The following is a 23,483-nucleotide window of genomic DNA, read 5'->3' as shown; positions in this document are numbered from 1 at the left end:
GGGTCATCTGCCCGGCGACGCCGGGAACCCTGCCTGGAACGCGGTGACGATCGCCGCAGCCCGGTCGCGCGCGCCGAGCTTCGCGAGGATCGCCGAGACGTGGGACTTGACCGTGCGCTCGCCCATGCCGAGCGCCAGAGCGATCTCCGCATTGCTCGCGCCTTGGCACACCAGCCGGAGCACCTCCTGCTCGCGCGCGGTCAGCTCCTGCAGGAGCCGCTGCAGGGCGGGTTCGGGCGCCGGCTGCTCCCGGGCACGGGACAGCACCCGTGGCAGGACTCGGGGGTCGAGCCAGGCGCCTCCCGCCGCCACGGCGCGGATCGCGGCCACCAGCGACTCCGCCGGGCTGTCCTTCAGCACGAAGCCCGCAGCTCCCGCGGTGAGCACCGGCCACAGCACGTCGTCGTCGTCGAAGGTCGTCAGGGCCAGCACCGGCGGTCCGCTGGGCAGCGCCCGGATGCGCCGCGTCGCCTCGACCCCGTCCATGCCGGGCATCCGGATGTCGGTCAGGGCCACGTCGGGCTGCGCCTCGGTCACGTCGCGCACGAGCTGCCGGCCGTCCTCGCACTGGGCGACGACCTCGAACCCGGGCTCGGCCCGCAGGATCAGCACCAGTCCGGCGCGGACCATCGCCTGGTCATCGGCCAGGACGATGCGCACGGTGTCGGTCATCGGAGCGTCCGACTGGCACTCGGAAGCGAGCCGGTGGCCACCGGCAGCCGGCAGAGCACCGTCCAGTTCGCGCCGGCCGGACCGCTGGTCAGCTCTCCGCCGACGGCGGCGACCTGCTCGCGCAGCCCGATCAGCCCGAATCCTCCGGCACCGCGAGGAGATGGGGCGGTGCCGGACAGGACGTTCTCGATGCGGGCGGTGACTCCGGAGTCGGTGACCGCCACGTCGACGGTGACGGGGGAGCCGGGAGGAGCGTAGCGGGAGGCGTTCGCGAGCGCCTCCTGCACGACCCGGTGGAGCGTTCCCCGCGTGAGCAGCGGCAGCCCATCGGCGTCCCCGTGCAGGATCAGCTCCGCGGGCCGACCCGCGTCCCGGTACGTCGACACCAGGTCCGCGAGATCGACGGCGGGATCCGCTGCCTGCCCGTCGTCGCGGAGCAGTCCCACGACGCCGCGAATGCCGTCCAGGCTCTCCCGGCACACCCGCTCGGCATCGCCGAGCGCCGCCTCGGTGGTCGTGGGATCGGATCGCAGCAGCCGCCGGGCTCCGCCGATGTGCAGGACGACGACCGTGAGTGAGTGTGCGACGAGGTCGTGCACGTCGCGGGCCAGCCGGTGCCGCTCCTCGCGGGCGCTCGCCTCGAGCAGCCGGGCATCCGCGGCTCGCAGCCGACGGGTCAACTCGCTGGTCCGCCGCAGCAGCACCCCGACGAGGACCCCGAAGAGGTTCCCGAAGGCGAAGTAGAGGGATCCGAGCTGCGCCTCGTGGCCGGCCAGCGGCGGGAGGAACGGCAGCGCCACCGCGACGATGGTGACCGCCGCGACGAGCCAGAGGCCCTGCGCCCGGGCGGCGACCCGGCTGGCGGCGGCCGTGCCGACGAAGAGAGCGACGCCGATCCCCCAGATCAGCGTGACCGCGAGCACTGGCGCGAGGGCGAGAACGGCGAAGGCCGGAAGCGGCGGCTCGCGGCGCAGCACCACGAGCACCCACGGCACGAGGCCGACCAGCAGCCAGACGGCCACGACCGGCGAGAACTCCGACTCGAGAGCCGCGGCGCCCGCGGCGAGCGCGGCGACTCCGGCGTAGACGAGGTCGGCGATCCGGTCCTCGCGCGCGACGGCGGCGGGGGAGTCGACTGCCATGCTGGCCCCTTCCGTTCCGACGGCTCCTTCGCACCGTAGCGGCGCGGACGGGGAGCGCACCGGCCTCCCCGCTCCGGCACCTCCGTCCGCGGGACGAGGAGGAGGCGGCCGCGAGGACGATGTGGGATGCGGGCCGCCGCGGAACGCTTGCCGGCATGACCTCCATCGCAATCGCCACTGCCACGCCGCGTGCCGGGGCGCCCGTGCAGTCGCCGTCCCCGGCGCTCCGCATCCTCTCGCTGGCGACCATCGTCAGTGCGGTCGTCCTGGTGGGCGCCGTCACCGCTCTTCTGCTCGACCAGCGCCTGATCGACGGAGCGCCCGCCTGGCTCAAGCCGGTCAAGTTCGGCATCGCGATCACCGCCTACCTGGTGACGTTGCGCTGGATGCTCGGCTTCGTGACGGGCCACCGCCGGCTGCTCACGGTCCTCGCGATCGTGACCACCGCGGTATTCGCCTTCGAGACCGCGTGGATTGACACGCAGGTGCTGCGCGGGACGACGAGCCACTTCAACGAGGCGACGGCCGGCGACGCGGCCGCGTACTACGCCGCGGGCGGCGCGATCTCGCTCGTGTTCCTCGCCACCATGGTGGTGGGCGTGCTGCTCTGGCGGCAGCGCGGGCTCGACGCCGGCATCGCCGCGGGCATCCGTTGGGGGCTCGCCGTCTCCGTCCTCGGCATGGCGGAGGCGATCTCCATGACGGTGAACCGCACCGCCGGCGACTCCGGCGGGCACACCGTGGGCGCTCCGGACGGCGGACCCGGGATGCCGCTCACCGACTGGAGCCTGCTGCACGGCGACCTCCGCGTCGCGCACTTCGTCGGCCTGCACGCGCTGCAGGCGCTGCCGATCCTCGCCTGGCTGCTGGCCAGGACGACCCGTCTCGACGGCACGACCCGGGTCCGGCTCGTCCGGATCGCGGCGGCAGGCACCGCGGGACTCGTCGTGCTGCTCTGGTGGCAGGCGGAACGCGGGCAGGCGCTCCTCAGCCCGGATGCGCTGACCTTGACCGCCGGGGCGGCCCTGGCCGCGGCGGTCGGAACCGCAGCCGCGCTGGTGCTGATGCTCCGCCGGCGCGCTGCGGCCGAGTCATCCGCGTGATGCTGCCACGGGGCGGTGGTCCGCACTCTCGGGAAACCGAGGCGGTGGGACCGGACCATCGCCCGGCCGCCACTCGGCTGCGGCGGTGACGCCGGTCAGCCGAGCCAGCGCCGCCAGCGGGACTGCTCGGGATCCGGGCCGGGGCCCTCGCCCAGCGCCCGGGCCGCCTCCGCGAGGTCGGCGGCGGTGAGCGTCGTCACCTCGTTCCGATCGAGCTCGTCGAGGGCGAGGTCGTGTCCCGCGGAGAGCCGAAGCGCCTGCCGGTTGAGGGCCTGCTCGAACAGCGTGCGTGCGAAGCGGGCGTTCCCCGACTCCTCGCCGGCGCGGAGGCCGGACAGGATGCTCCGCAGCGTCTGCTCGGCCCCCGGTTCCAGCGTGTACTCGTGCTGCTGGGCGATGCTGCCGAAGATCGCGGCCAGCTCGTCGACGGAGTAGTCGGGGAAGGTGATCTCGCGCGCGAAGCGTGAGCGCAGTCCGGGGTTGGAGAGCAGGAACGCCTCCATGAGCCGCGGGTAGCCGGCGACGATCACGATGAGCCGGTGCCGATGATCCTCCATCCGCTTCAGCAGAACCTCGATGGCCTCGGGACCGAAGTCCATCCGGCCGTCCTCGGGGGCGAGCGCGTACGCCTCGTCGATGAAGAGGACGCCGTCGAGCGCGCGCCGGATGACGCGGTCGGTCTTGAGGGCCGTCGCGCCGACGTACTGCCCGACCAGGCCCGATCGGTCCACCTCGACCAGGTGGCCCTTCTGCAGCAGGCCGACCGCCCGGTACATCTCGGCGAGCAGCCGCGCCACGGTGGTCTTGCCCGTCCCGGGGTTGCCGAGGAAGACCAGGTGCTGGGACGTGGCCACCTCCGGCAGGCCGTGCGCCTTCCGGCGGGCCTGCACCTGGAGGAACGCGACGAGCGCCCGCACCTGCTCCTTCACGGTGTCGAGCCCGACGAGCGCATCCAGGTCGGCCTGCACCTCCGCGAGCGGGCGTGCGGGGCTCGGGCGGCTCCCGAAGAGGTCGCCGACGAGGTCGTCCACCCGCTCGAAGCCGGGCTTCTTGAGCAGGTCGCCCAGGTGGCCGATGTTCTCGCGCAGGTCGTCGAGTGGGTTGCGGCTGCCGGGCATGCCGGGGAGCCTAGTCCCGCCGGCTTCGGGGAAGCCGGGGTTGATCAGGACCGTGCCTGCGGGACCGTCACCTTCTGCAGCATCCGCAGGAGCGTCTCCCGCTCGGCCGGGAGGAGCGCCGCGAGCACCTCGGCCTCCGCCGATGCGGTCGCCTCGCGCGCAGCGGGCAGGACGGCGAACCCCTCGGGGGTGGCTCGGACCAGCTTCGAACGCCGGTCGCCGGGCGCCACCTCGCGCGTGACCAGTCCCGCGCGCTCGAGCTCGTCGACGAGGCTCACGACCTGGCTGGGGTCGAGGTCGAGGTACTCGGCGACCTCGCGCTGAGTGCGGCCGGTGTCCGTCGCGGAGAGGGCCAGCACCGAGTAGGAGCGCACGTGCAGGCCGAGGGGCTTGAGGCGTTCGCGAGCCAGCCGCATCGCGGTGGCGCCGGTGCGCACCGCGAGGAAGCCGATCTCGCCGAGCAGGGGCAGCTCGTCGGCGGGAAGGTCGTCCTGCATCGGAACCTCGAAACCGTTGGAAGGATCAACTATTGTTGCCGTAGTCTAATCCAGCGTCAGCGAAGGAGCTTCCATGGCCGTATCCCTCCAAGGCAAGACCGCCATCGTCACCGGCAGCGGTGCCGGCCTCGGCGCCGCCTACGCACTCGCGCTCGCCGAAGCGGGGGCCGCGGTCGTGGTCAACGACGTCTCCGCCGAAGCCGCGGAGTCGACCGTCTCCGCCATCGTCGGCGCCGGGGGACGCGCGGTCGCCGTCGTCGCGCCCGTCGGGACCTCGGAGGTCGCCCAGCAGCTCGTCGACACCGCCGTGAGCGAGTTCGGCGGGCTGGACATCCTCGTGACGAACGCCGGCATCCTCCGCGACAAGTCGCTGCTGAAGATGACCGACGACGACTTCGACCAGGTTGTCAACGTGCATCTGCGGGGCACCTTCACCTGCGTGCGTGCCGCCTTCGCCTCCTTCAAGGACCGGGGCATCGCCGGCCGCATCATCACGATCGGCTCGCCCACGGGCCAGCGCGGCAACTTCGGCCAGACCAACTACGCCGCGGCGAAGGCCGGCATCGTGGGCATGGTCCGCACCTGGGCCCTCGAGATGGCCCGCGCCGGCGTGCTCGTCAACGCCGTCGTCCCCGTTGCGGCCACCGCGATGACGCGCACCATCCCCTACTTCGCCGCGGCCATCGAGGCGGAGGACGCGGGGCGGCCGATGCCGGACTTCTTCCGCAAGGACCTCGGCTTCGGCACCGCGGAGGACGTCGCCGGGCTCGTGGTCTTCCTCGCCTCCGACGAGGCGGCGGGGATCAGCGGCCAGGTGATCGGCGCAGGAGGCGATCGCGTCCAGCTCTGGTCCCACCCGGAGCCCGTGTTCAGCGAGCTGCGCGACGGCGGCTGGACGGCCGATGCGCTCGCGGAGCAGGTCGCGCCGCGCATCCTGAGCGAGCTGCAGAGCGTCGGCGAGAAGTTCCCGCCGTTGCCCGACGAGCTCAACCGCCCCGCGAGCTGACCCGAGCCGTGTACACGCCCGCGATCGACGTCGACCGCATCGAAGCCTTCGACGTCCACGTCCATGTCGAGGTCGGATCGGACGGCCACTCGTCGCTGCCCCCGAGCTCGCCGAGGCCGCAGCCCGCTACTTCCGCACGGACGGGGTCACTCCCGACCTCGCCGGCATCGCGTCCTACTACCGGGAGCGCCGGATGGCGGCCGTGGTCTTCACGGTCGACGCGCGCACCCAGCTGGGCCACGAGCCGATCCCGAGCGCCGAGATCATCGACCAGGCGGCGGACCAGGCGGACGTCCTCCTGCCGTTCGCCTCGGTCGACCCGCGGCAGGGCGAGGCGGCCGTCGACCTCCTCCGCGAGCTCGTCGTCGACCACGGAGCTCGGGGCGTCAAGCTGCACCCGACCGTGCAGGGCTTCGCTCCGAGCGCGGACGAGTTCCGCCCCCTGTGGCAGGCCATCGCCGAGCTCGGCGTGCCGGCCATCGTGCACACCGGGCAGACCGGAATCGGCGCGGGAACCCCTGGCGGTGGGGGTTTCCGGCTCCGCTACTCGGATCCGATGCTCCTCGACGACGTCGCGGCCGACTTCCCCGACCTCCGGCTCATCCTCGCCCACCCGTCGGTGCCGTGGCAGGACGAAGCCATCTCGATCGCGACCCACAAGGGCAACGTCGCCATCGACCTGTCCGGCTGGAGCCCCAAGTACTTCCCTGCCCAACTCGTCCGGGCCGCGAACTCGTTCCTGCAGGACAAGGTCCTTTTCGGCTCCGACTTCCCGCTGCTCACCCCCGATCGCTGGCGCCGCGACTTCGACGCGCTGGAGCTCAAGGACGAGGTGCGGTCCAAGATCCTGCGCGACAACGCCATCCGCCTGCTCGGACTCACCAAGGAGAACAAATGACCGACAAGAAGATCGTGACCATCGACGAGCTGCCGGCCCTGGTCGGCACCGAGATCGGGCCCTCCGAGTGGCTCGAGATCACCCAGGAGCGGGTGAACACCTTCGCCGACGCGACCGATGACCACCAGTGGATCCACACCGACCCCGAGCGCGCGAAGGAGGGGCCCTTCGGCGGCGCTATCGCGCACGGCTTCCTGACCCTCTCGCTGCTGATCCCGCTCTGGTCGTCGATCTTCGACGTCGAGGGCGTCGGCACGAAGATCAACTACGGCCTCGACCGCGTGCGGTTCACGTCGCCCGTGAAGGTCGGCGCCCGGGTCCGCATGAAGGCGACCCTCACAAAGGTCGAGGAGGTCAAGGGCGGCGTTCAGCTCACGACCTCCGGCGTCATCGAGATCGAGGGGCAGGAGCGGCCGGCGGTCGTCGTCGACTTCCTCGCCCGCTTCCTGCGCTAGACGAAGGGAACCACGGTGACGGTTCTTCCCGAGGGCATCGGCGGCTGGCTCCGCCGTCGAGCGGTGTCGTCCGCCAGTGGCGTCGCGCTCGTGTTCCGCGACGCGGAGATCGGCTACGCCGAGCTCGCGGACCGGGTCGACCGGCTGGCCGCCGCCCTGCAGCAGCGCGGCATCCGGGCGGGGGACCGGGTCGCCTACCTCGGCAACAACCATCCGTCCTTCGTGGAGGCGCTGTTCGCCACCGCGCGCATCGGCGCCGTGTTCGTGCCGCTGAACACGCGCCTCTCCGTGGCCGAGCTCGGCTACATGCTGACCGACTCCGGTGCAGCCCTCCTGCTCAACTCGGTGTCGCTCGACCCGATCGCGGCCGGGGCGCTCAGGGAGGCCGGGCGTCCGGCCACCAGGATCGTGGTCGGGGAGGCCGACGCGGACGACCCGGTCGTGCCGGATGCGGACGCCGAGCGCTACGAGGACGTGCTGAGGAACGCGCCGGCCGAGCCTGTCGATCTGCCGGCGGTGACGCTCGAGGATCGGGCGCTCATCATCTACACCTCGGGCACGACGGGGCGGCCGAAGGGCGCCGTCCTCACGCACGGCAACCTGACGTGGAACGCGGTCAACGTGATCGCCGATTACGACCTGGCCGGGTCGGACCGCGCGCTCATGATCTCGCCGCTGTTCCACGTGGCCTCGCTGGGCATGGGCTGCCTCCCCGTCCTGCTCAAGGGAGGAACGGTCCTCCTCGAGGAGCGTTTCCTGCCCGGCGGCGCGCTGGCCGCCATCGAGCGCCTGCGCGCCACCGCCATCAGCGGCGTGCCCACGACCTACCAGCTGATGCTCGACGATCCCGCCTGGGCCGGCACCGACCTCTCGTCGCTGCGGATGCTGACCTGCGGCGGGTCTCCGGTTCCTGCGCGGGTCCGTGACGCCTACGAGGCGCGCGGCCTCGCGTTCTCCGGCGGCTACGGGCTCACCGAGACGGCGCCCGGCGTCACCATGCTGCCGGCGCGCTTCTCGGTGGAGCGAGCAGGGTCGGCGGGGCTCGCCCACTCCTTCACTCAGTTCCGGATCGCCGGCGCCGACGATCCCGGGGTGCTCGGTGAGATCGAGGTGCGCGGCCCCAACGTGTTCCTCGAGTACTGGGGCAACCCGGACGCGACGGCCGCCGCCTTCACCGAGGACGGCTGGTTCAAGACGGGCGACATCGGCTACACCGACGACCGTGGGTTCCTCTTCATCGCCGACCGGGTGAAGGACATGATCATCTCCGGCGGAGAGAACATCTACTCGGCCGAGGTGGAGATGGTCCTTCTCGCTCTCGAGGGGTGACGGGCGCCGCCGTCATCGGCGTGCCGCACGAGCGATGGGGGAGGTGCCGCATGCCGTGGTGACCCTCAAGCCGGGCACCACCCTCGACCCCGAGGACATGGTGGCGAGGCTGTCGACCCGCCTCGCGCGCTACAAGGTCCCGCGGACGCTCGAGGTCGTGGACGAGCTGCCGCGCACGGCGAGCGGCAAGGTGCAGAAGCACCTGCTGCGTCGCCGGTACGACGAGGAGACGCGGGACTAGCCCGAGCCGCGCGCCGAGCTTGCGCTCCGGCGCTGGTCACCAGCCGCTGCGGGTCGGCGTGTGTCCCTCCCGGGCGTCCTCCGGCATCGGCATCTCGGCGCGGAGTCCCAGGAGGCGGATGGCGCGGCCGGCCTCGAATCTCCCGGCCAGCGCCAGGACTTCCGCGAGCACCGTCTCCCGATCGAAGGTCGACGCGATCCGGTGCGCGAACGTCCTCGTCACGAAGGGCGCGTACCGGACCTTCAGCGTCAGCCCGATCACCGGTCGCCCCTCTGCTGCGACGTCCTCCAGAACCTGTGCGGTCAACTCGCGCAGGGCGTCCTCGACCTCGTCGGGCTCGCTGAGGTTCCGCTGGTAGGTCGTCTCCCGGCTGTGCCCTCGCGCGACCCATGGCGTGTCGTCGACCACTCGAGTTCCGTCACCGCGGCCGAGCTGGGCGTACCAAGGACCCATCCGGGGGCCGAACTCGGCCACGAGCGTCTGCGGATCCGTTGCGGCGAGCTGCGCGACCGTGGTGATCCCGCCCGCCGCGAGGCGCTTCGAGATCTTGGAGCCGACGCCCCAAAGGTCGGCGGTGGGGCGCGCGCCCATCACCTCGAGCCAGTTGTCGGCGGTCAGCCGGAAGACGCCGCGGGGCTTGCCGAAGCCGGTGGCCACCTTGGCGCGCACGAGGGTGTCGCCGATCCCCACGCTGCAGTGCAGCTGGGTTCGCTCGAGCACCGCCTGCTGGAGTCGCCGCGCGTAGCCTTCTGGATCCGCGGTGCGCACCCCGACGAAGGCCTCATCCCAGCCCAGCACCTGCACCGTGGCGCCCGGCTGCGCCCGCAGCGTCGTCATCACCTCGTCCGAGGCGGCCGTGTAGGCGTCGCGGTCGACCGGCAGGAGAACAGCATCGGGCACCTTGCGCGCCGCGATCCGCAGCGGCATGCCGGAGCCGACTCCGAAGGCGCGCGCCTCGTAGGACGCTGTGGAGACGACGGCGCGCTCGGTCGGGTCGCCGCGCCCGCCCACGATCACCGGCTTCCCGGCGAGCTCGGGGTTCCGCAGGATCTCCACCGCGGCGATGAACTGGTCCATGTCCACGTGGAGCACCCAGGGGACGGCCTCATCGCTCACGGGACCAGTGTGCCGGTCACGGGTCGGATGGCGAAGACGGAGTGAGTCGAGGGTGGCCGTTCTTCGACGGAAGACGGCAGTTCATCGACCTGTGTCGATGGATGCGAGGCGCCAGACTATCGACATCCATCGATGAAGGGGGCCCCGATGTTCGTGGCCGAGTTCTACTTCCCTCACCTGCGCGCGGCGGCGGAATCGCGCCTCCTCGAGGAGCTCGAGCGGCGCCGGATCGCGGAGGAGAGAGCTCCCGTCTCGGCAGCCTCCTGGCGACACCGGCTGGCGCAGCTCGTCGCCGGCTCCCGTCGCCAGGTCGAGGAGTGCTGTGCCGCGCTGCAGCCGGCAGCCGATGGTCCCGCCGACTGCTGCCCTGCGTGAGCGCCGGAAGGTAACGCCGAGGTTGCCGTCGGAGTGTCGCTCCCGCTCGTCGGGCCCGGGATCGCGACAATCGCGCATGGACGTCCTCGAATCCGCCGTGCAGCGCTACGACCGGCTCCTCCTCGACGGGATCCTCGTGTTGACCGAAAAGGGGATCGCGCAGTGGTGCTTCTCCTGCCGCACGCATCTGCTGCAGGAGGCGCCGTCGTCGATCACGCATGAGGCGATCGACCGGCTGGCGCGGCTCTACTCCCGGCACTCCGCGCGGTGCTTCCTGGAGCGGCACGGCCAGGAGCTCTGACTAGCTCTCCACGGGCACGCGCGTGAAGAACCGCTCGTAGATCGCCGCCGCTCCCACAGTCGCGTCGGTCAGGCAGGAAGCGGTGTCGCGCTCGACGCGGGACGCCTCCGCCTCGAGTCCCGATGCTCCGAAGTCCTCCTCGGTCCAGCCCGCCACGATGTCCGCGGTGACCTCGGGGTGGAACTGGAGCCCGAGGTGCGGGCCCACGCGAAACGCCTCCACGCAGGTGGCGCTGCGGGCGACGACCTCGGCGGAGGAAGCGGGCAGGATCTCGTCGCCGTGCCACGACAGCCAGCGGCCGCCGAGAGTCTCCTCCTCCGACCGGACGTCGGTCCAGCCACGGATCGTCGCGGCGGCGCGGCGCACCTCCCCGCCGGTGAGGACGGCCAGCAGCTGGGCGCCGAAGCACAGGCCGAGGACCGGCGTCCCCGAGTCCACGAGCGGCTGCAGGTATGCCTTCTCGGCACGCAGCCAGTCGAGGGTGTCGTCGTAGGCGGATGCCTCGCTGCCGAGCACGACGATCGCTCGCCAGGGTCTCTCCGGGTAGCGGGAAGCGCGGGCGTCGGCCAGCTGCCACGGGATGCGCTGCGCGTCGAGCCAGCCGGTCAGGTTGCCGGGGCCGACCGTGCTCTCGTGCTGCACGATGAGGACGGGGGCATCGGGAGCGGGATCCACTCCTCGACGCTACAAGAGGTCAGTGCGAAGGAGTGGTCGAGCCCCTGGTGACCACACGGGAGCGCAGACTCTCCACGCCGTGGCGCACATCGCCGTCCATCGCCTCGAAGAGCCGCTGAGCTGCCAGTCGCCCGAGCTCCTCGAGTCGCAGGTCGACGCTCGTCAACTGCGGGCGGGAGTTGGTGGCGAGGACGGCCCAGTTGTCGAAGCCGATCACCGCGATGTCCTCCGGGATGTCGACGCGGCGTTCGTGGAGGGCGTCCATGACGCCTCGCGCGATCTGGTCGCTTCCCGCGACGATGGCGTCGGTGTCGGGCGCGCGCTCGAGCAGCAGCCGCGTGGCGCCACGGCCCCAGCTCTCGCTCCACGAGCCGAACATCACTCGCTCGCCCGAAAGAGGCAGTCCCGCTTCGGTCAGTGCTGTGGTCACTCCCTCGGCCCGGTCGCGGGCCGCCGAGTAGGAGACATCCCCCGAGATGTGCGCGATGCGCCGGCGGCCGGTGGCGATGAGGTGGTCGACCGCCTGCCTGCCGGCGTCGACGTTGTCGGTGATGATCGACAGGTCCGCGGGATCCTCGGAGGGACCGTATACGTAGACCACTGGCACAGGCAGGTCGGAGCCGAGGGACGTCCGGGGGTTCGTGCTGGACCCGACCACGATGAGCCCGTCCACGCGGCGGGACAGCAGGGCCTGCACGTGGTGCTGCTCGCGGATGGCATCACCCCGGGCATCACAGAGGAAGACCGACATCTTGCCGGCGCCGAAGGCGTCCTCCGCCCCCATGAGGATCGGGATGGAGAACCGGCCCTCCAGGTCGGAGGTGAGGAGTCCAACCGTTCCCGTTCGACCTGCGAGCAGCCCTTTCGCGAGCGCGTTGGGGAAGAAGGAGAGTCGCTCCGCTGCCCGCAGGACGCGGTCACGCGTCTCCGCCTTCACCTGATCTCGGCCATTCAGAGCCTTGGATGCCGTGGCGATCGAGACTCCCGCAGCTCGAGCGACATCGCTGAGGGTCGCAGTGCGGGGCCGCGACGGGGCGTCTTCTGCGCTCATCCGTCCCCCGGGCTCTTCGCCAGCGCCCCAACTCGGTGTGCCGGATTGACCTCCGGCCAGGATCCACTCTATCTTGCTGAAAAGCCTTTCGGTAGTTTTCGCTGAGACCTGGCAAGGGAGCCCATTCGCATGACGATCTCCGTGGCGATGGCCCTAGACAGCGGCGAAGCGGTCGTGGCCGCGTCAGATCTCCCCGTTTCGGTCACTGTTTCGGCGCCTCGGCTCGTCCTGCTATCCGGCGAGGTGGGCGACTTCCGGCCACGAGGGAGCCGGCGGGTCGGCTCCCGCGTAACCACCGAATGGGGTCTCAGCCTCGGCGTCGTGACGGCCGCGATCCACGAGACCTGGGACGAGCAAGACGGAACTCTGGAACGGCGTGTCCGCCTCACCGCCTCTTCTCCCGGCGCCGGGGCGCGCCTCGAGTCGGCTTTGGACCTCCAGGCCGCGCCTGCGGGCCGATTCTTCGCCCCCGGCATGGTCTACTCGCCGGAGCAGTGGCAGGAAGGGGTGGAGCGGACGTTCGCGGACTCGCGTCTCGCCTACCCCGTCGTCGGGCGGTGGGCGGAGAGCACCGGGGTCGTCACGTGGCTGGCCCGCGTCGGCACCGCAACGGTGGACCGAGGCGCACAGCGAGCGAGGGGCCAGCACGACTTCCTCCACCAGACGGACCTGGGTGCCGTCGGCTTCGTGCCCGGTATCGACAGGCTGATCGCGACTCTGCCGTATCGCGAGGGTGCCAGGAGCGCCATGCTGGACGCCGCAGGATCTCCTGCACGGGCCTACCTGCCGGTTCCGGAGAACGGCCTGGAGTTCGTGGCGCGCTACCGCGTCGGCTTCGCGAAAGCCGAGCGCTACGTCGACGCCGTCACCGCCGCCTTCCAGGAGACGCTCGACCTTGCGGCGCCCGTGCCCACCGAAGCCCCGGTGTCGCTGGCAGAGTCGATCGATCTCCGGCTCGACTCAGCGTCACGCACCTGGGTCCGGGACCCGTCTGGGTTCGCAGCCTTCGTCCTCAACTTCGACCCGGAGCGGGGCTACCCCTCGACAGCCAAGGCGTTCGGCGCCTCGTTCGCGGACCACGCCATGGGAAATGCCCGCGACATCATCGAGTACGGCTTCACCGGGCGGCAGCTGAATCTGGCGGCCCTCCTGGCCGGCCGGGACTCCGAGTGGATGGACCGCTCGCGCGCAGTCGTCGACTCCTTCGTCGAGCGCATGGCGACGCCGTCGGGCTGGGTCCACACCCTGTGGAATGTTCGGGAGGGCCGCCCGGTGTTCGCGTGCGGGGATCCCAGCGGCCCCGTCATGCACTACCTGGGACGCTCGGACCTGCCGGGAACCTACACGAGGATGATGGCGGAGGCCGGCGGCGACCTGCTGCTCAACATCGCCCTGCATCGGGATCGCGGCGGGGACGTCGGCGCTTGGCGCGAGGCCGCTCTGCGGCTCGGCCGCTTCTTCGTCCGCGTCCAGGAGGGCGACGGTTCCTGGTACCGCGCCTACTCGCCCGAGGGGAGCCCCTCGTCGGCGGCGACTGGTTCGGCGAGCGCGATCACTCGGGCAAGAGCGCGACGGGCACCGTCGTCCCGTTCCTCGTGGCCCTCGCCGAGGAGGCGGGGGCCGAGGCGAGTGCCTTCGCCGCCGCCGCACGCGCAGGGGCTTCGTTCGTGCTCGAGAACCATGTGCGCCGGGCCGAGTACCGAGGCGGAACCCTCGACAATCCCAACCTCGTGGACAAAGAGGCCGCGTTCATCGCCATGCGGGCCCTCCTGGCGGCGGCGGAGGTGGACACGGACCCCGGAGACCTCGTCGACGGCGCCCGCGAGGCGGCGGAGGTCGCGATCACCTGGCACTCCCTGCAGAACGTGCCCAATGTGCCGGGGACCCCCTCGGCCGCGCCCGAGCCCGTTCGGTGGGCTGGGGCGGCATCAACAGCGTATGGGGCGTGGGCGTCACCGACATCTACTCGCTCTTCTACGTGGCCGACCTGCATCGGCTGGGCGTGCGTCTCGGCATCGACCGCTTCGTGCGAGTGGCCGAGCTCATCGCGGCATCGTCCCTCCAGATGCTCGCGACCCCCGGGCGAACCCACGGGTACGCCGATGTCGGCATGCAGCCCGAGGGGATCTCCTTCTGTCCGCAGGGCGTCGACGAGGGCCTGATCGGCAAGGGCGACACCTGGGGCGGCCTCGGCTGGCCCTACACCGCCGGCACCTATGGCCTCGGCGAGTACCTCGCGGCCGTCGACTCGACCTCCCTCACCAACAGCCACCTCTCCACCACATCACCCCAATGAAGGGAATCATGAAGAAGAACGCATTCGCCGTGCTCGGGATCACCGCCGCGGTCGCGCTCCTCGCCGGTTGCAACAGCGCAGTGCCGGCAGGCGGGTCCGGCTCCGGCTCGGGCTCCGGCACGGAGATCGAGATCCTCTCGAACTTCACCTCCGACGTCACCCGCGGAAAGGTGCTCGACGAGCTCATCAAGCAGTTCAACTCCGAGCACAAGGGCGACTACACGGTCGTCTCCAAGGCGCAGCCCGACTGGCCGACGCTGCAGCAGCAGATCCGCTCCTCCATCAGCGCAGGCAGCGCGCCCGACGTGTTCCTCTACAACTACAACCCGACCGACCTCTCGCGAGAGAAGTCGGGCGCCCTCATGGACTGGTCCAGCGCTCTGGAAGACGACGCCGACTGGAAGGCCCGCTTCAAGCAGGACAACCTCGACGCCCTGACCATCGACGGCCAGCTGATCGGGATTCCCGGCGACCAGGCGCCGACGCTCTTCTACTACAACAAGGACCTGTTCAAGAAGGCGGGCATCGACGCCTTCCCCGCCACGTGGGACGAGTACCTCGCCGACGCGCAGAAGCTGAAGGACTCCGGTGTCGGCGCGATCTCGCTCATGACCGCGGACGACTCGTGGCACACCATGAACGCGTTCAGCTACCTCGCCACTGCGGAAGGCGGCGCGGACGTCTACGCACCCGGCTCGGACCTCGACAACCCGGCCATCGTCAAGGCGGCCGACTACACCAAGCGTCTCCTCGCCCTCTCGACGCCGGACGCGGTGGGCGGCAACTACGCCGCCAGCTCGAGCAACTTCCTCAATGGCCAGTCCGCGTCCATCATTGACGGACCGTGGCTCATCAGCTCGATCCAGAGCACGGTGAAGGACGCCTGCAGCATCGGCGTCGCGGCGGCACCCACGTTCGACAACGGTGAGATCGACCCCGGCTACACCGTCACCGACTCGCTCAACGTGTGGGGTGCTGCGAAGCAGACGGACAAGAAGAAGGAGGCGGCGGTCGTCGCCTGGATGAAGTTCTTCACCTCCAACGACAGCGCCGTGAAGATGGCGGTCGAGGGCGAGTACCCCATGGCCGTGCAGACGGAGCTCTCGGACGCGGACAAGGAGAAGGCCTCCTGCCAGATGGCGGAGGTCCTCGACATCTCGAACGCCGCTCCGGCCGCGATCGTCCAGATGGCCCGCGGCATCACCACCGATGCCCAGGCCCAGCTGCCGAGCCTGCTCGAGTCGCTGGCGCTCGGTCAGACGACGCCCGAGCAGTTCGCGACCAAGCTCCAGGCCGCGAACGCCCAGTAGGGGATAGACCGGATGGCCGGGTCTCCTGTGCCCGGCCATCCTCCCTTCCTCTTCGGCCCCCACCGACCGACCACGCACCGAGGAGGTGCCATGACGACCACAAGTCCCGGCGTCGCCGCTCCGCCGGCCGCAGCGGTGACGAGCGCTGCGACGCTCCCACGACCCCGCACCGTCCGCAAGGGCGGGCACGGCTGGAGCGTGCTGCTCTACCTGCTCCCGGCCCTGGCCCTCGTCACCGTGTTCCTCGCCGTGCCGACGCTCGTGGTGATCGCTCTCAGCGGGACCCAGTGGTCCGGGGTCGGCGTGCCGGCCTGGATCGGGTTCGACAACTACGTGCGGCTGTTCAACGACCCGGCGTTCCTCAAGGCCATCGCGAACACGCTGCTGTGGGTGGCGGTGGGGGTGCTGATCCACACGCCCCTCTGCATCCTCGTCGCGCTCGTGGTGTCCCGGAAGCCGCGGGGATGGAAGGTGTTCCGCACCGTCCTGTTCCTCCCCAACATCATCTCCGCGACCTCCCTCGCCCTGCTGTGGTACTTCGTCTTCCACGTCAGCCTGGGACTCCTGAACTCGGGCCTGAAGCTCGTCGGGCTTTCGAACCTCACCCGGAACTGGCTGTTCGATCCGTCGACGGCGCTCGGAGTGACCATGACCCCGTGGGTGGTCTACATCGGCTTCGGCATGGTCCTGTTCCTCACCCAGATCTCGACCATCCCGCAGGAGTACTACGAGGCCGCTCAGCTCGACGGCGCCTCGTCGCTGCGACAGGACTGGTCGATCACCATCCCGCTCATCCGCCGCGCCATCGCGCTGCAGGTCCTCTTCGTCGTCGGGTACGCGCTGCGCAGCTTCGAGTACCCGTTCATCATGACGAGCGGCGGGCCGGCCGACTCGTCCATCACGCTGTCGCTCTACATCTATCGGCAGATGCTCACCGCGAACCAGTACGGGCTTGCCATGGCGGCGGGCGTCGTCACCCTCGTGCTGGGCATCGCCCTGACCGCGGCCACCTTCTGGGTGCTGAGGAGGACCGAGCGATGAGCATCATCGGCAAGAGCTTCCGGTGGGTGGTCCTCGGGGTCTTCACGCTCATCACCCTGCTCCCCCTGCTGTGGCTCGTAGCGTCGTCATTCAAGACGCAGGCGGACATCTTCGCGAACCCGTTCGGTCTCCCCAGCGAATGGCGCTTCGACAACTACGCGGCAGCGCTCGACGCGCACCCGCTCTACCTGTACCTGCGCAACAGCATCGGGGCGGCCGTGCTGGCCACCGTCGTGATCGTCCTCGCCTCCCTCATGGCGTCCTACGCGCTGCTGCACCGCTTCCGGCTCAGCCGGGCGACGTTCGGCTTCCTGCTGTTCGGGATCCTGCTGCCGGTCAACGCTCTGATGACCCCGATCTTCTTCCTGGTCAACATGATGGGCCTCTACAACTCGGTCCTCGGCCTGGGCCTCGTGTACGCGGGACTGTTCTTCCCGCTCGGCTTCCTCATCGTGAAGACCTACATGGACACGACTCCAGCGGAGATCTTCGAGGCGGCGCGGATCGACGGGGCCGGCTTCAATTCCGTGTTCGTGCGCATTGCGGCGCCCCTCGCCTCACCCGGCGCGATCACGGCCGCCATCTTCCTGATGATCACCGCGTTCAACGAGCTGCTGTTCGCCGCGATCCTCACGAAGGACACAGAAGCCCAGACCATCCAGGTGGGCGTCCGGTACTTCCTCACGACCTACTCGGCGAACTACCCGCTGGCGTTCGCCGCGACTGTGATCGGGATGGCGCCGACCGTAGTCATCTACATCATCCTCAGCGACCGCATCGTGGCGGCCATGACGGCGGGAAGCCTGAAGTGAGCCGAGTCGGACGCGCACAGCCACTGACCCAGAACGGACGGACGACCCCGTGACCCTGACCGACCATCAGCCTGCCGCCACCGTTCTGCCGAGCAGCGGCGCTCTTCTTCCCGTGAGCGCCGCGGACGTCACCATCACCGGCGGCTTCTGGGCCGACCGCCAGGAGGTCAACGGAACCGCCACGCTGCGGCACTGCCTGAAGTGGATGGAGCGCCTCGGCTGGATCGGGAACTTCGATCGCGCCGCTTCGGGCGTGGAAGCCCCGAGCGCCGGCCGCGAGTTCGCGGACTCGGAGATCTACAAGCTGCTCGAGGCTCTCGCTTGGGAGTCTGCGCGCAGCGGAGACGAGTGGGTCGAGCGCACCTTCCAGGACGTATCCGCCCGGGTGGTCGCTGCCCAGCAGCCCGACGGATATCTCAACACCCGCTTCGGCGGCCCCGGCCAGCAGCCCCGGTACTCGGACCTCGAGTGGGGGCACGAGCTGTACTGCGCCGGCCACCTGATCCAGGCCGCAGTCGCCCGCGCCCGCACGCACGGGGTCGACGCCTTCGTCGCCGCTGCGCTCCGCCTGGCGGACCACATCTGCGACACCTTCGGCCCCGGCGGCATCGAGCGTATCGACGGACACCCCGAGATCGAGCCGGCGCTCGCCGAGCTGTTCCGCGTCACGGGGAACCGTCGGTACTTGGACCAGGCGCGGCTCTTCGTGGAGCGCCGCGGCACCGGCACTCTGAACGCGGGAGAGACGGGTCCCGAGTACTTCCAAGATGACGTGCGGGTCCGCGAGGCGGACGTGCTCCGAGGCCACGCAGTGCGCGCGCTGTACCTGGCATCCGGCGCGGTGGACGTCGCGGTGGAGGACGGGGACCACGACCTGCTCTCCGCCGTCGAGACGCAGTGGCGCAACACCGTCGCCCATCGCACCTACCTCACGGGCGGCATGGGATCGCGGCACGAGGGGGAGTCCTTCGGGGACGACTTCGAACTCCCCTCCGACCGGGCCTACTCGGAGACGTGCGCGGGAGTGGCCTCCATCATGCTGAGCCACCGCCTCCTGCTCGCCGAGGGTGGGGCGCAGTACGCCGACCTCATCGAGCGCACCCTCTTCAACGTGGTGGCGACCAGTCCCGACGCATCCGGAACATCGTTCTTCTATGTGAACCCGCTCCAGCGCAACAGCCCCGGTATCGAGGCGATGGTGGACGAGCCGAGCCCGCGTGCAGCATCGAGCCAGCGGGCGCCGTGGTTCGACGTCTCCTGCTGCCCCACCAACGTGGCCCGTACCGTCGCGAGCCTGTCCGGCTACATCGCGACGAAGAGCACGGCCGGCGTCCAGCTCCAGCAGTACGCTGCCTGTGCTCTCGACACCGTCCTTCCGGACGGCGAGCGGGTGCGGCTCAGCGTGAACACCGACTACCCCTGGTCGGGAGACATCGCCGTGACGGTCGAGGCCGACGCGGGTCGGGAGTGGACGCTGTCCCTGCGCGTTCCCTCGTGGGCGCGAGGGCGCGCGACGCTCGACACCGGCATGGGCGACCAGCCCGTGCTCGGGGCTACTGCCGAGGTGAGCTCCCGGTTCCGCTCCGGGGACGTGGTGCGCCTGAGCCTGCCGATCGAACCGCGGATCACTCTCCCCGACCCGAGGATCGATGCCCTCCGGAACTCGGTCGCGGTCGAGGCCGGCCCCCTCGTGCTCTGTGCGGAGTCCGTCGACCTGGCGCCAGGGACGCATCTCCGCTCCCTCTCCATTCCGGCAGGGGCGAGCCCCTCCCGCGAGGAGGGGGCGTCCAGATGGCCGCCATGCAGGCCGAAGATCCGGACGAGGCATGGCCCTACGGTCCTCCCGCTGCCGTCGCACAGGTGACGCCCACCCGCCTGCGGATGATCCCGTACCACCGCTGGGCCGAGCGCGGGCCCTCCGAGATGCGGGTCTGGCTCCCGCTGCTCGACGAGCAGGACGGGCTCCGCTTCCCGGCCGACAATTCCTCCGACAGCTCTAGGAAGGGGGTAGGCGCCGAGTAGCCCGTCGCCGATCGAACCGCACGTCCCCAAGAATCGCAGCCCGGGCAAGGAGGCCCCCATGAACCGAATCAGCCGAACCAGCGGAGCTCTCGCCGCACTCACCGTCGTCGCCGCCGCACTCACCGGGTGCGGCTCGTCAGGAGGCCCCTCGTCAGGAGGTCAAGGAGCCGGCCAGATCACCATCGGCTACGCCGGCGGCGGTGCCGTCGACACCTATATGTCCACCATCATCAAGCACGTCGAGGACAAGCTGGACGTGAAGATCAAGACAGCGGTGTACCCGACCTATGACGACCAGCTGAACCAGCTGCCGACGCAGTTCGCAGCGAAGACCGCGCCCGACATCATCCTGTGGGACAACTCCGCGCCCATCGCGCAGTATGCGACCGAGGGGGCGATCCAGCCGATCGACGACCTGATCAAGGGAACCGACGTCGACCTCGGCCTCTACCCCAAGGCGCTGGTCGAGGGCTGGCGCATCGAGGACGGCCTGTACGCGGTGCCGTCGTATCTGCAGAACTCGGCCTATGCCTTCAACACCGATGTTCTCGGCGCTGCCGGCATCACGGACCTCCCGCAGACACTCGACGACCTTGCCGCCGACGCGCGGCAGGTGAAGAGCGCCACGGGCAAGCCGGGCATCGTGCTCCTCGATAACCTCTTCCACCTCACGCAGTACATGCTCGCGGCCGGCGGCGGCTACGACTTCGGCAAGACCATCGACTCGAAGGAGAACGAGGCCGGCCTCGACTTCCTGCTCGGCCTGTTCAAGGACGGCTCCGCCCAGACAGCACAGCAGCTGGGCGCGACCTGGGACGGTGAGGCGCTGGCCAATGGGCTCGCGGCGTCGTCCGACGGGGGCCCTTGGTACATCGGCTTCATGGGCACCACGGCGCCGGACGTCAAGTACGAACTCACGCCCATCCCGGGTGTCGATGCGGGCAGCCCCGTGGTCGCGACCTACGGCGGCGGGTTCAGCCTCTCTGCGGCGGCCAAGGATCCGGAGACGGCTGCCAAGGTCATCGCATTGCTCACGGACACGACCTCGCAGGAGGCCGTCCTCAGCACCAAACTCGGGTTCGTGCCGGCCATGACGAAGTACGCGGACCAGTACCGGGACGAGACGCCCCAGTACGCCGCCTTCACGGCGGACGTGCTCGCCGCCGGCGTATCGCTCGACTACCCGATCAAGACGACGGAGTTCGGCAACGACCTGGTGACGGGATTCCAGCAGCTCGTGGCGGACGGCTCAACGTCGTCGAAGGAGCTCCTCGCCGGTCTGCAGGACAAGTACGGGCAGTAGCCCCCGCCGAGTCGGGGAGGCGGCGGGCGAGTGCCGCCTCCCCTCGAGGAACGGAGAACAGCGTGACCGCACCCCCGGTTCCCGGTGCACTGATCACCCGTAGCACCTCGAGCGCCAGCGACCGAGGGGCGAGGAGGGACACCGGCGCCGCGTGGCTCATGCTCGCGCCCGCCGTAGTGCTGCTCGCCTGGTGGTTCGTGGCGCCGATCGTGCAGTCGGTGCTCCTCAGCTTCCAGCAGGTCAGCAAGTTCGACTTCGGGCGGCGATCAGTCGTGGGGCTGGACAACTACGCCCAGCTCTTCGGCGACCCTGCGTTCCTGCGCTCGCTCGGAATCACGGGCACGTTCGTGCTCGGCGTCGTGCCGGCTCAGACGCTGCTCGCCCTGCTGGTGGCCGCCGCGCTGCACGGCGTGCGTCGAGGAGGAGCGTCCTGCGCACCGCATACTTCGTCCCGTACATGACCTCGACCGTCGCCATCACGACGATCTTCATGCAGCTCTTCGTCAAAGGCGGACCGGCGGCGACGGGTCTGGCCGCCTTCGGCCTGCCGAACTCCACCTGGTATGCCGACCCGGGACTGGCCCTGGCCTTCCTTGTCATCGTCTACGTCTACATGTTCGTGGGGCTGTACATCGTGATCTTCGTGGGCGGGATCGAGACCATCCCCGACTTCCTCTACGAGGCGGCGAGCATGGACGGCGCCGGCGTGCTTCGGCGGTTCTGGCACGTGACGCTGCCGGGGATCCGGCCGTTCGCGGTCTTCGTCGTCGTGGCGGGAGTGATCCAGGCGGTGCAGATCTTCGACCAGGCCTATGTGATCTCCGGCGGCACGGTGCTCGGGAGCCCTGCGGGCGCGACGTCGACGATCGTCGTCTTCATCTACCAGCAGGCATTCCGGCTCAACGCCCTCGGCTACGCGAGCGCGGCCACGGTCGTTCTGCTCGTGCTCGTGCTGGTCGCCGGCATCGTCAGCAGACGTCTCGGCCCCAAGGAGGAGGACGTATGAGCGCGGTCGCGACCCGACAGGCGGCAGCAGCTTCGCCGCGGAGCGCGAGCGGCAGTCGCAGAGCGCTCTCCATGATCCGGTACGCGTTCCTCATCCTCTTCGCGCTCGTGATGGCCGCACCGCTGTTCTTCGTGCTGTACGCCTCGCTGCTGTCGCCCGCGGACTATCTGTCGCTGGTGCCGCCCACCCAGCTCACCCTCGACAACTACAGCTACGTGGTCACCCACGCCCCCATCGGGCAGTGGTACCTCAACACCGCCATCGTCACGGCAGGCGTGGTGCTCGGGGCCGTCATCGTCAACACGCTCGCGGGATGGGCACTTGCCCGCTTCCGATTCCGCGGCCGCCAGCTGGTGTTCCTGGCCATCGTCGCGGTGCTGATGGTGCCGCTGCAGGCCTACCTGATCCCGCTCTATCTGCAGATCGTCGACCTCGGCTGGCTGAACAGCTACCAGGCGCTCGTGATCCCTTTCCTCGTGAACCCGCTTCTGATCTTCCTCATGCGCCAGTCCTTCAGCACCCTGCCGAGAGAATTGGAGGAGGCCGCAGCGATCGACGGCGCGGGCCGGTTCCGCACCTTCCTGCAGATCGGAGTGCCGCTCAGCATCACCGGGATCGCAACCCAGGCCATCCTCGCGGGGACGTGGACCTGGAACGGCTTCCTCGTCCCCGTCACCATGACCTCGGACCCCGACCTGTTCGTTCTCACCGTCGGGCTCAACAGCCTGCAGGCGCAGAACTACACCCTGCCCACGGTGCAGATGGCTGGGGTGGTGCTGCTCACCATTCCGATCGTCGTCATGTTCCTGGTCTTTCAGCGCTTCATCGTGCCGAGCATCGCCTCGAGCGGGATCAAGGGATGAACGCGCCGACGGTCGCCGCGGTAGCCGCGGGCGATGCATGGGGAGTCGGTGTCGAACTCGAGGGCTGGTCCCTCGTCCAGCCACGCCCGGTTGAGGTCGAGCGTCCGGACGGCGGGATTTCGGTTCCCTACGACGGCGTCCACCCTGCCGATGCCGGATTCACCGGCACCGCCGTCGTCTCCCTCGCCCGAGGATGCCGACTGGAGGTCGAGGACCGATGGTCCGTGGCAGAGGACGCCGTGGTCCTGGCCCGCGAGGTGCGGGTGCGGGGAAGCGCGCCTCTGGCCTTCGGGACCTCCATCGCCCTCCCGACCGGGGTGCGCGAGTGGACCGAGGCTGAGGCGTTCGTTCCCGGTGTCGCCTACGGGGACGCCCCGCGAGTGGCGGAGCGTGCGCTCGCCGGAAGGCCATCTCGCCTCGCCCGGGTCCGGCACTGCCTGATCCGGGAGGACCGGATGGCCGCCCCTGTGTTCGCACTTCGCAAGCCGGGCGGCGCCTGGCTCGGAGTGCTTCATCTTGACCCCGACGGCACCACCATTGCGGAGGACGGGCGGACCGCGAATGGCGGCGAAACGCTGGTGGACCCCCGGTTCGCGTTCGCCTCGCTCGGAACCGTGCAGGAAGCGGACGGACTGACACTGGGCGTCCGCTTCCCGGGGTCCGAGGGGAGCTCACGTACAGCAGCGGCGGCCTCCCGCTGCTTCAACTGCCCGCCTGGCGCCGCAGGTACCATCCCACGACGGACGGTGTCACCCAGCGGTACGCCGTCGCCTTCCGTGCGGGGCATTCAGCGGGGCCGGTCGAGTGCTGGGGAAGCGTGTGGCGCTGGGCCTGGCAGGCTCTGAATCCCA

The 23,483-nt window shown here is 70.1% G+C and carries 25 protein-coding genes and 1 pseudogene; 19 read left to right on the top strand and 7 right to left on the bottom strand.

All coding sequences use genetic code 11. From position 1 onward, the window contains the following. Positions 1 to 3: 3 nt before the first annotated feature. Both QUE51_RS05215 and QUE51_RS05210 read right to left on the bottom strand, forming a co-directional pair. Positions 4 to 672, bottom strand: coding sequence for a response regulator transcription factor (locus tag QUE51_RS05215; protein WP_286278560.1), 669 nt, complete (start codon positions 670 to 672; stop codon positions 4 to 6). Then, positions 669 to 1,814, bottom strand: a complete 1,146-nt coding sequence (locus QUE51_RS05210) for a sensor histidine kinase (RefSeq protein WP_286278559.1) — start codon at positions 1,812 to 1,814, stop codon at positions 669 to 671. The genes QUE51_RS05215 and QUE51_RS05210 overlap by 4 nt, the downstream gene beginning before the upstream one ends. A 155-nt stretch (positions 1,815 to 1,969) precedes the next feature. Between QUE51_RS05210 and QUE51_RS05205 the strand changes: the two genes are divergently transcribed. Beyond that, positions 1,970 to 2,917, top strand: a complete 948-nt coding sequence (locus tag QUE51_RS05205) for a hypothetical protein (protein ID WP_286278558.1) — start codon at positions 1,970 to 1,972, stop codon at positions 2,915 to 2,917. Between the two features lie 95 nt (positions 2,918 to 3,012). Here QUE51_RS05205 and QUE51_RS05200 read toward each other — a convergent pair whose 3' ends face one another. Both QUE51_RS05200 and QUE51_RS05195 read right to left on the bottom strand, forming a co-directional pair. After that, positions 3,013 to 4,035, bottom strand: a complete 1,023-nt coding sequence (locus QUE51_RS05200) for an AAA family ATPase (protein WP_286278557.1) — start codon at positions 4,033 to 4,035, stop codon at positions 3,013 to 3,015. A gap of 44 nt (positions 4,036 to 4,079) precedes the next feature. Further along, positions 4,080 to 4,532 carry a MarR family winged helix-turn-helix transcriptional regulator gene (locus QUE51_RS05195; RefSeq protein ID WP_286278556.1) on the bottom strand — a complete coding sequence of 151 codons (453 nt, stop codon included), beginning with the start codon at positions 4,530 to 4,532 and terminating at the stop codon, positions 4,080 to 4,082. Positions 4,533 to 4,605: 73 nt separating this feature from the next. Between QUE51_RS05195 and QUE51_RS05190 the strand changes: the two genes are divergently transcribed. The 5 genes and pseudogenes from QUE51_RS05190 to QUE51_RS17815 all read left to right on the top strand — a co-directional run bounded on the left by QUE51_RS05190 (position 4,606) and on the right by QUE51_RS17815 (position 8,461). Then, a complete protein-coding gene (locus QUE51_RS05190) occupies positions 4,606 to 5,538 on the top strand; it encodes an SDR family NAD(P)-dependent oxidoreductase (protein ID WP_286278555.1) in 933 nt (310 codons plus the stop codon). Continuing rightward, a pseudogene (locus QUE51_RS05185) lies at positions 5,535 to 6,436 on the top strand (amidohydrolase family protein). The gene QUE51_RS05190 and the pseudogene QUE51_RS05185 overlap by 4 nt, the downstream one beginning before the upstream one ends. Then, entirely contained in the window at positions 6,433 to 6,891 is a 459-nt protein-coding gene (locus tag QUE51_RS05180; RefSeq protein ID WP_286278554.1) for a MaoC family dehydratase, read from the top strand. The pseudogene QUE51_RS05185 and the gene QUE51_RS05180 overlap by 4 nt, the downstream one beginning before the upstream one ends. Before the next feature lie 15 nt (positions 6,892 to 6,906). Next, complete coding sequence (locus QUE51_RS05175; RefSeq protein ID WP_350226722.1) at positions 6,907 to 8,220, top strand: AMP-binding protein; 1,314 nt, start codon at positions 6,907 to 6,909, stop codon at positions 8,218 to 8,220. 55 nt (positions 8,221 to 8,275) lie between these two features. Then, complete coding sequence (locus tag QUE51_RS17815) at positions 8,276 to 8,461, top strand: AMP-binding enzyme (protein WP_350226721.1); 186 nt, start codon at positions 8,276 to 8,278, stop codon at positions 8,459 to 8,461. Between the two features lie 36 nt (positions 8,462 to 8,497). Here the strand turns inward: QUE51_RS17815 and QUE51_RS05170 are convergent, their stop codons facing one another. Further along, positions 8,498 to 9,577: a DNA polymerase IV gene (locus QUE51_RS05170; RefSeq protein ID WP_491562651.1), complete on the bottom strand. Its 1,080-nt coding sequence runs from the start codon at positions 9,575 to 9,577 to the stop codon at positions 8,498 to 8,500. A gap of 132 nt (positions 9,578 to 9,709) precedes the next feature. On the opposite strand from QUE51_RS05170, the gene QUE51_RS05165 reads away from it, so the two are divergent. Further along, complete coding sequence (locus tag QUE51_RS05165; RefSeq protein WP_286278553.1) at positions 9,710 to 9,952, top strand: hypothetical protein; 243 nt, start codon at positions 9,710 to 9,712, stop codon at positions 9,950 to 9,952. Positions 9,953 to 10,028: 76 nt separating this feature from the next. After that, the gene (locus tag QUE51_RS05160) at positions 10,029 to 10,253 is read left to right on the top strand and encodes a hypothetical protein (protein WP_286278552.1); all 225 of its coding nucleotides are present in this window, start codon (positions 10,029 to 10,031) and stop codon (positions 10,251 to 10,253) included. On the opposite strand, the gene QUE51_RS05155 is transcribed toward QUE51_RS05160, so the two are convergent. Both QUE51_RS05155 and QUE51_RS05150 read right to left on the bottom strand, forming a co-directional pair. After that, positions 10,254 to 10,928 (bottom strand): type 1 glutamine amidotransferase, encoded by a 675-nt coding sequence (locus QUE51_RS05155; protein ID WP_286278551.1) that lies wholly within the window; start codon positions 10,926 to 10,928, stop codon positions 10,254 to 10,256. It abuts the gene before it with no gap. Positions 10,929 to 10,947: 19 nt separating this feature from the next. Beyond that, entirely contained in the window at positions 10,948 to 11,979 is a 1,032-nt protein-coding gene (locus QUE51_RS05150; RefSeq protein WP_286278550.1) for a LacI family DNA-binding transcriptional regulator, read from the bottom strand. Between the two features lie 1,945 nt (positions 11,980 to 13,924). Here QUE51_RS05150 and QUE51_RS05145 point away from each other — a divergent pair. From QUE51_RS05145 to QUE51_RS05095, 11 genes are all read left to right on the top strand, one after another. Then, the gene (locus QUE51_RS05145; protein ID WP_286278549.1) at positions 13,925 to 14,275 is read left to right on the top strand and encodes a hypothetical protein; all 351 of its coding nucleotides are present in this window, start codon (positions 13,925 to 13,927) and stop codon (positions 14,273 to 14,275) included. A gap of 8 nt (positions 14,276 to 14,283) precedes the next feature. Next, entirely contained in the window at positions 14,284 to 15,585 is a 1,302-nt protein-coding gene (locus QUE51_RS05140; RefSeq protein ID WP_286278548.1) for an ABC transporter substrate-binding protein, read from the top strand. Positions 15,586 to 15,675: 90 nt separating this feature from the next. Next, positions 15,676 to 16,626 carry a carbohydrate ABC transporter permease gene (locus QUE51_RS05135; RefSeq protein ID WP_286278547.1) on the top strand — a complete coding sequence of 317 codons (951 nt, stop codon included), beginning with the start codon at positions 15,676 to 15,678 and terminating at the stop codon, positions 16,624 to 16,626. After that, positions 16,623 to 17,438, top strand: coding sequence for a carbohydrate ABC transporter permease (locus tag QUE51_RS05130; RefSeq protein ID WP_286278546.1), 816 nt, complete (start codon positions 16,623 to 16,625; stop codon positions 17,436 to 17,438). The genes QUE51_RS05135 and QUE51_RS05130 overlap by 4 nt, the downstream gene beginning before the upstream one ends. A gap of 49 nt (positions 17,439 to 17,487) precedes the next feature. After that, entirely contained in the window at positions 17,488 to 19,302 is a 1,815-nt protein-coding gene (locus tag QUE51_RS05125) for a glycoside hydrolase family 127 protein (protein WP_286278545.1), read from the top strand. Beyond that, positions 19,299 to 19,460 (top strand): hypothetical protein, encoded by a 162-nt coding sequence (locus tag QUE51_RS05120; RefSeq protein ID WP_286278544.1) that lies wholly within the window; start codon positions 19,299 to 19,301, stop codon positions 19,458 to 19,460. Before QUE51_RS05125 ends, QUE51_RS05120 begins: the two co-directional genes overlap by 4 nt. Positions 19,461 to 19,518: 58 nt before the next feature. Further along, positions 19,519 to 20,763, top strand: coding sequence for an ABC transporter substrate-binding protein (locus QUE51_RS05115; protein WP_286278543.1), 1,245 nt, complete (start codon positions 19,519 to 19,521; stop codon positions 20,761 to 20,763). Between the two features lie 62 nt (positions 20,764 to 20,825). After that, positions 20,826 to 21,224, top strand: a complete 399-nt coding sequence (locus QUE51_RS05110) for a carbohydrate ABC transporter permease (protein ID WP_286278542.1) — start codon at positions 20,826 to 20,828, stop codon at positions 21,222 to 21,224. Further along, positions 21,221 to 21,769 (top strand): carbohydrate ABC transporter permease, encoded by a 549-nt coding sequence (locus tag QUE51_RS05105; protein ID WP_286278541.1) that lies wholly within the window; start codon positions 21,221 to 21,223, stop codon positions 21,767 to 21,769. The genes QUE51_RS05110 and QUE51_RS05105 overlap by 4 nt, the downstream gene beginning before the upstream one ends. Beyond that, positions 21,766 to 22,632, top strand: coding sequence for a carbohydrate ABC transporter permease (locus tag QUE51_RS05100; protein WP_286278540.1), 867 nt, complete (start codon positions 21,766 to 21,768; stop codon positions 22,630 to 22,632). The genes QUE51_RS05105 and QUE51_RS05100 overlap by 4 nt, the downstream gene beginning before the upstream one ends. After that, the gene (locus QUE51_RS05095) at positions 22,629 to 23,477 is read left to right on the top strand and encodes a hypothetical protein (RefSeq protein ID WP_286278539.1); all 849 of its coding nucleotides are present in this window, start codon (positions 22,629 to 22,631) and stop codon (positions 23,475 to 23,477) included. The genes QUE51_RS05100 and QUE51_RS05095 overlap by 4 nt, the downstream gene beginning before the upstream one ends. Positions 23,478 to 23,483 lie beyond the last annotated feature (6 nt).

The organism is Naasia aerilata (assembly GCF_030296595.1).
Taxonomy (GTDB): domain Bacteria; phylum Actinomycetota; class Actinomycetes; order Actinomycetales; family Microbacteriaceae; genus Naasia; species Naasia aerilata.
The sequence above is the reverse complement of the archived record's forward strand: the minus strand, read 5'-3'. Positions and strand labels throughout refer to the sequence as shown.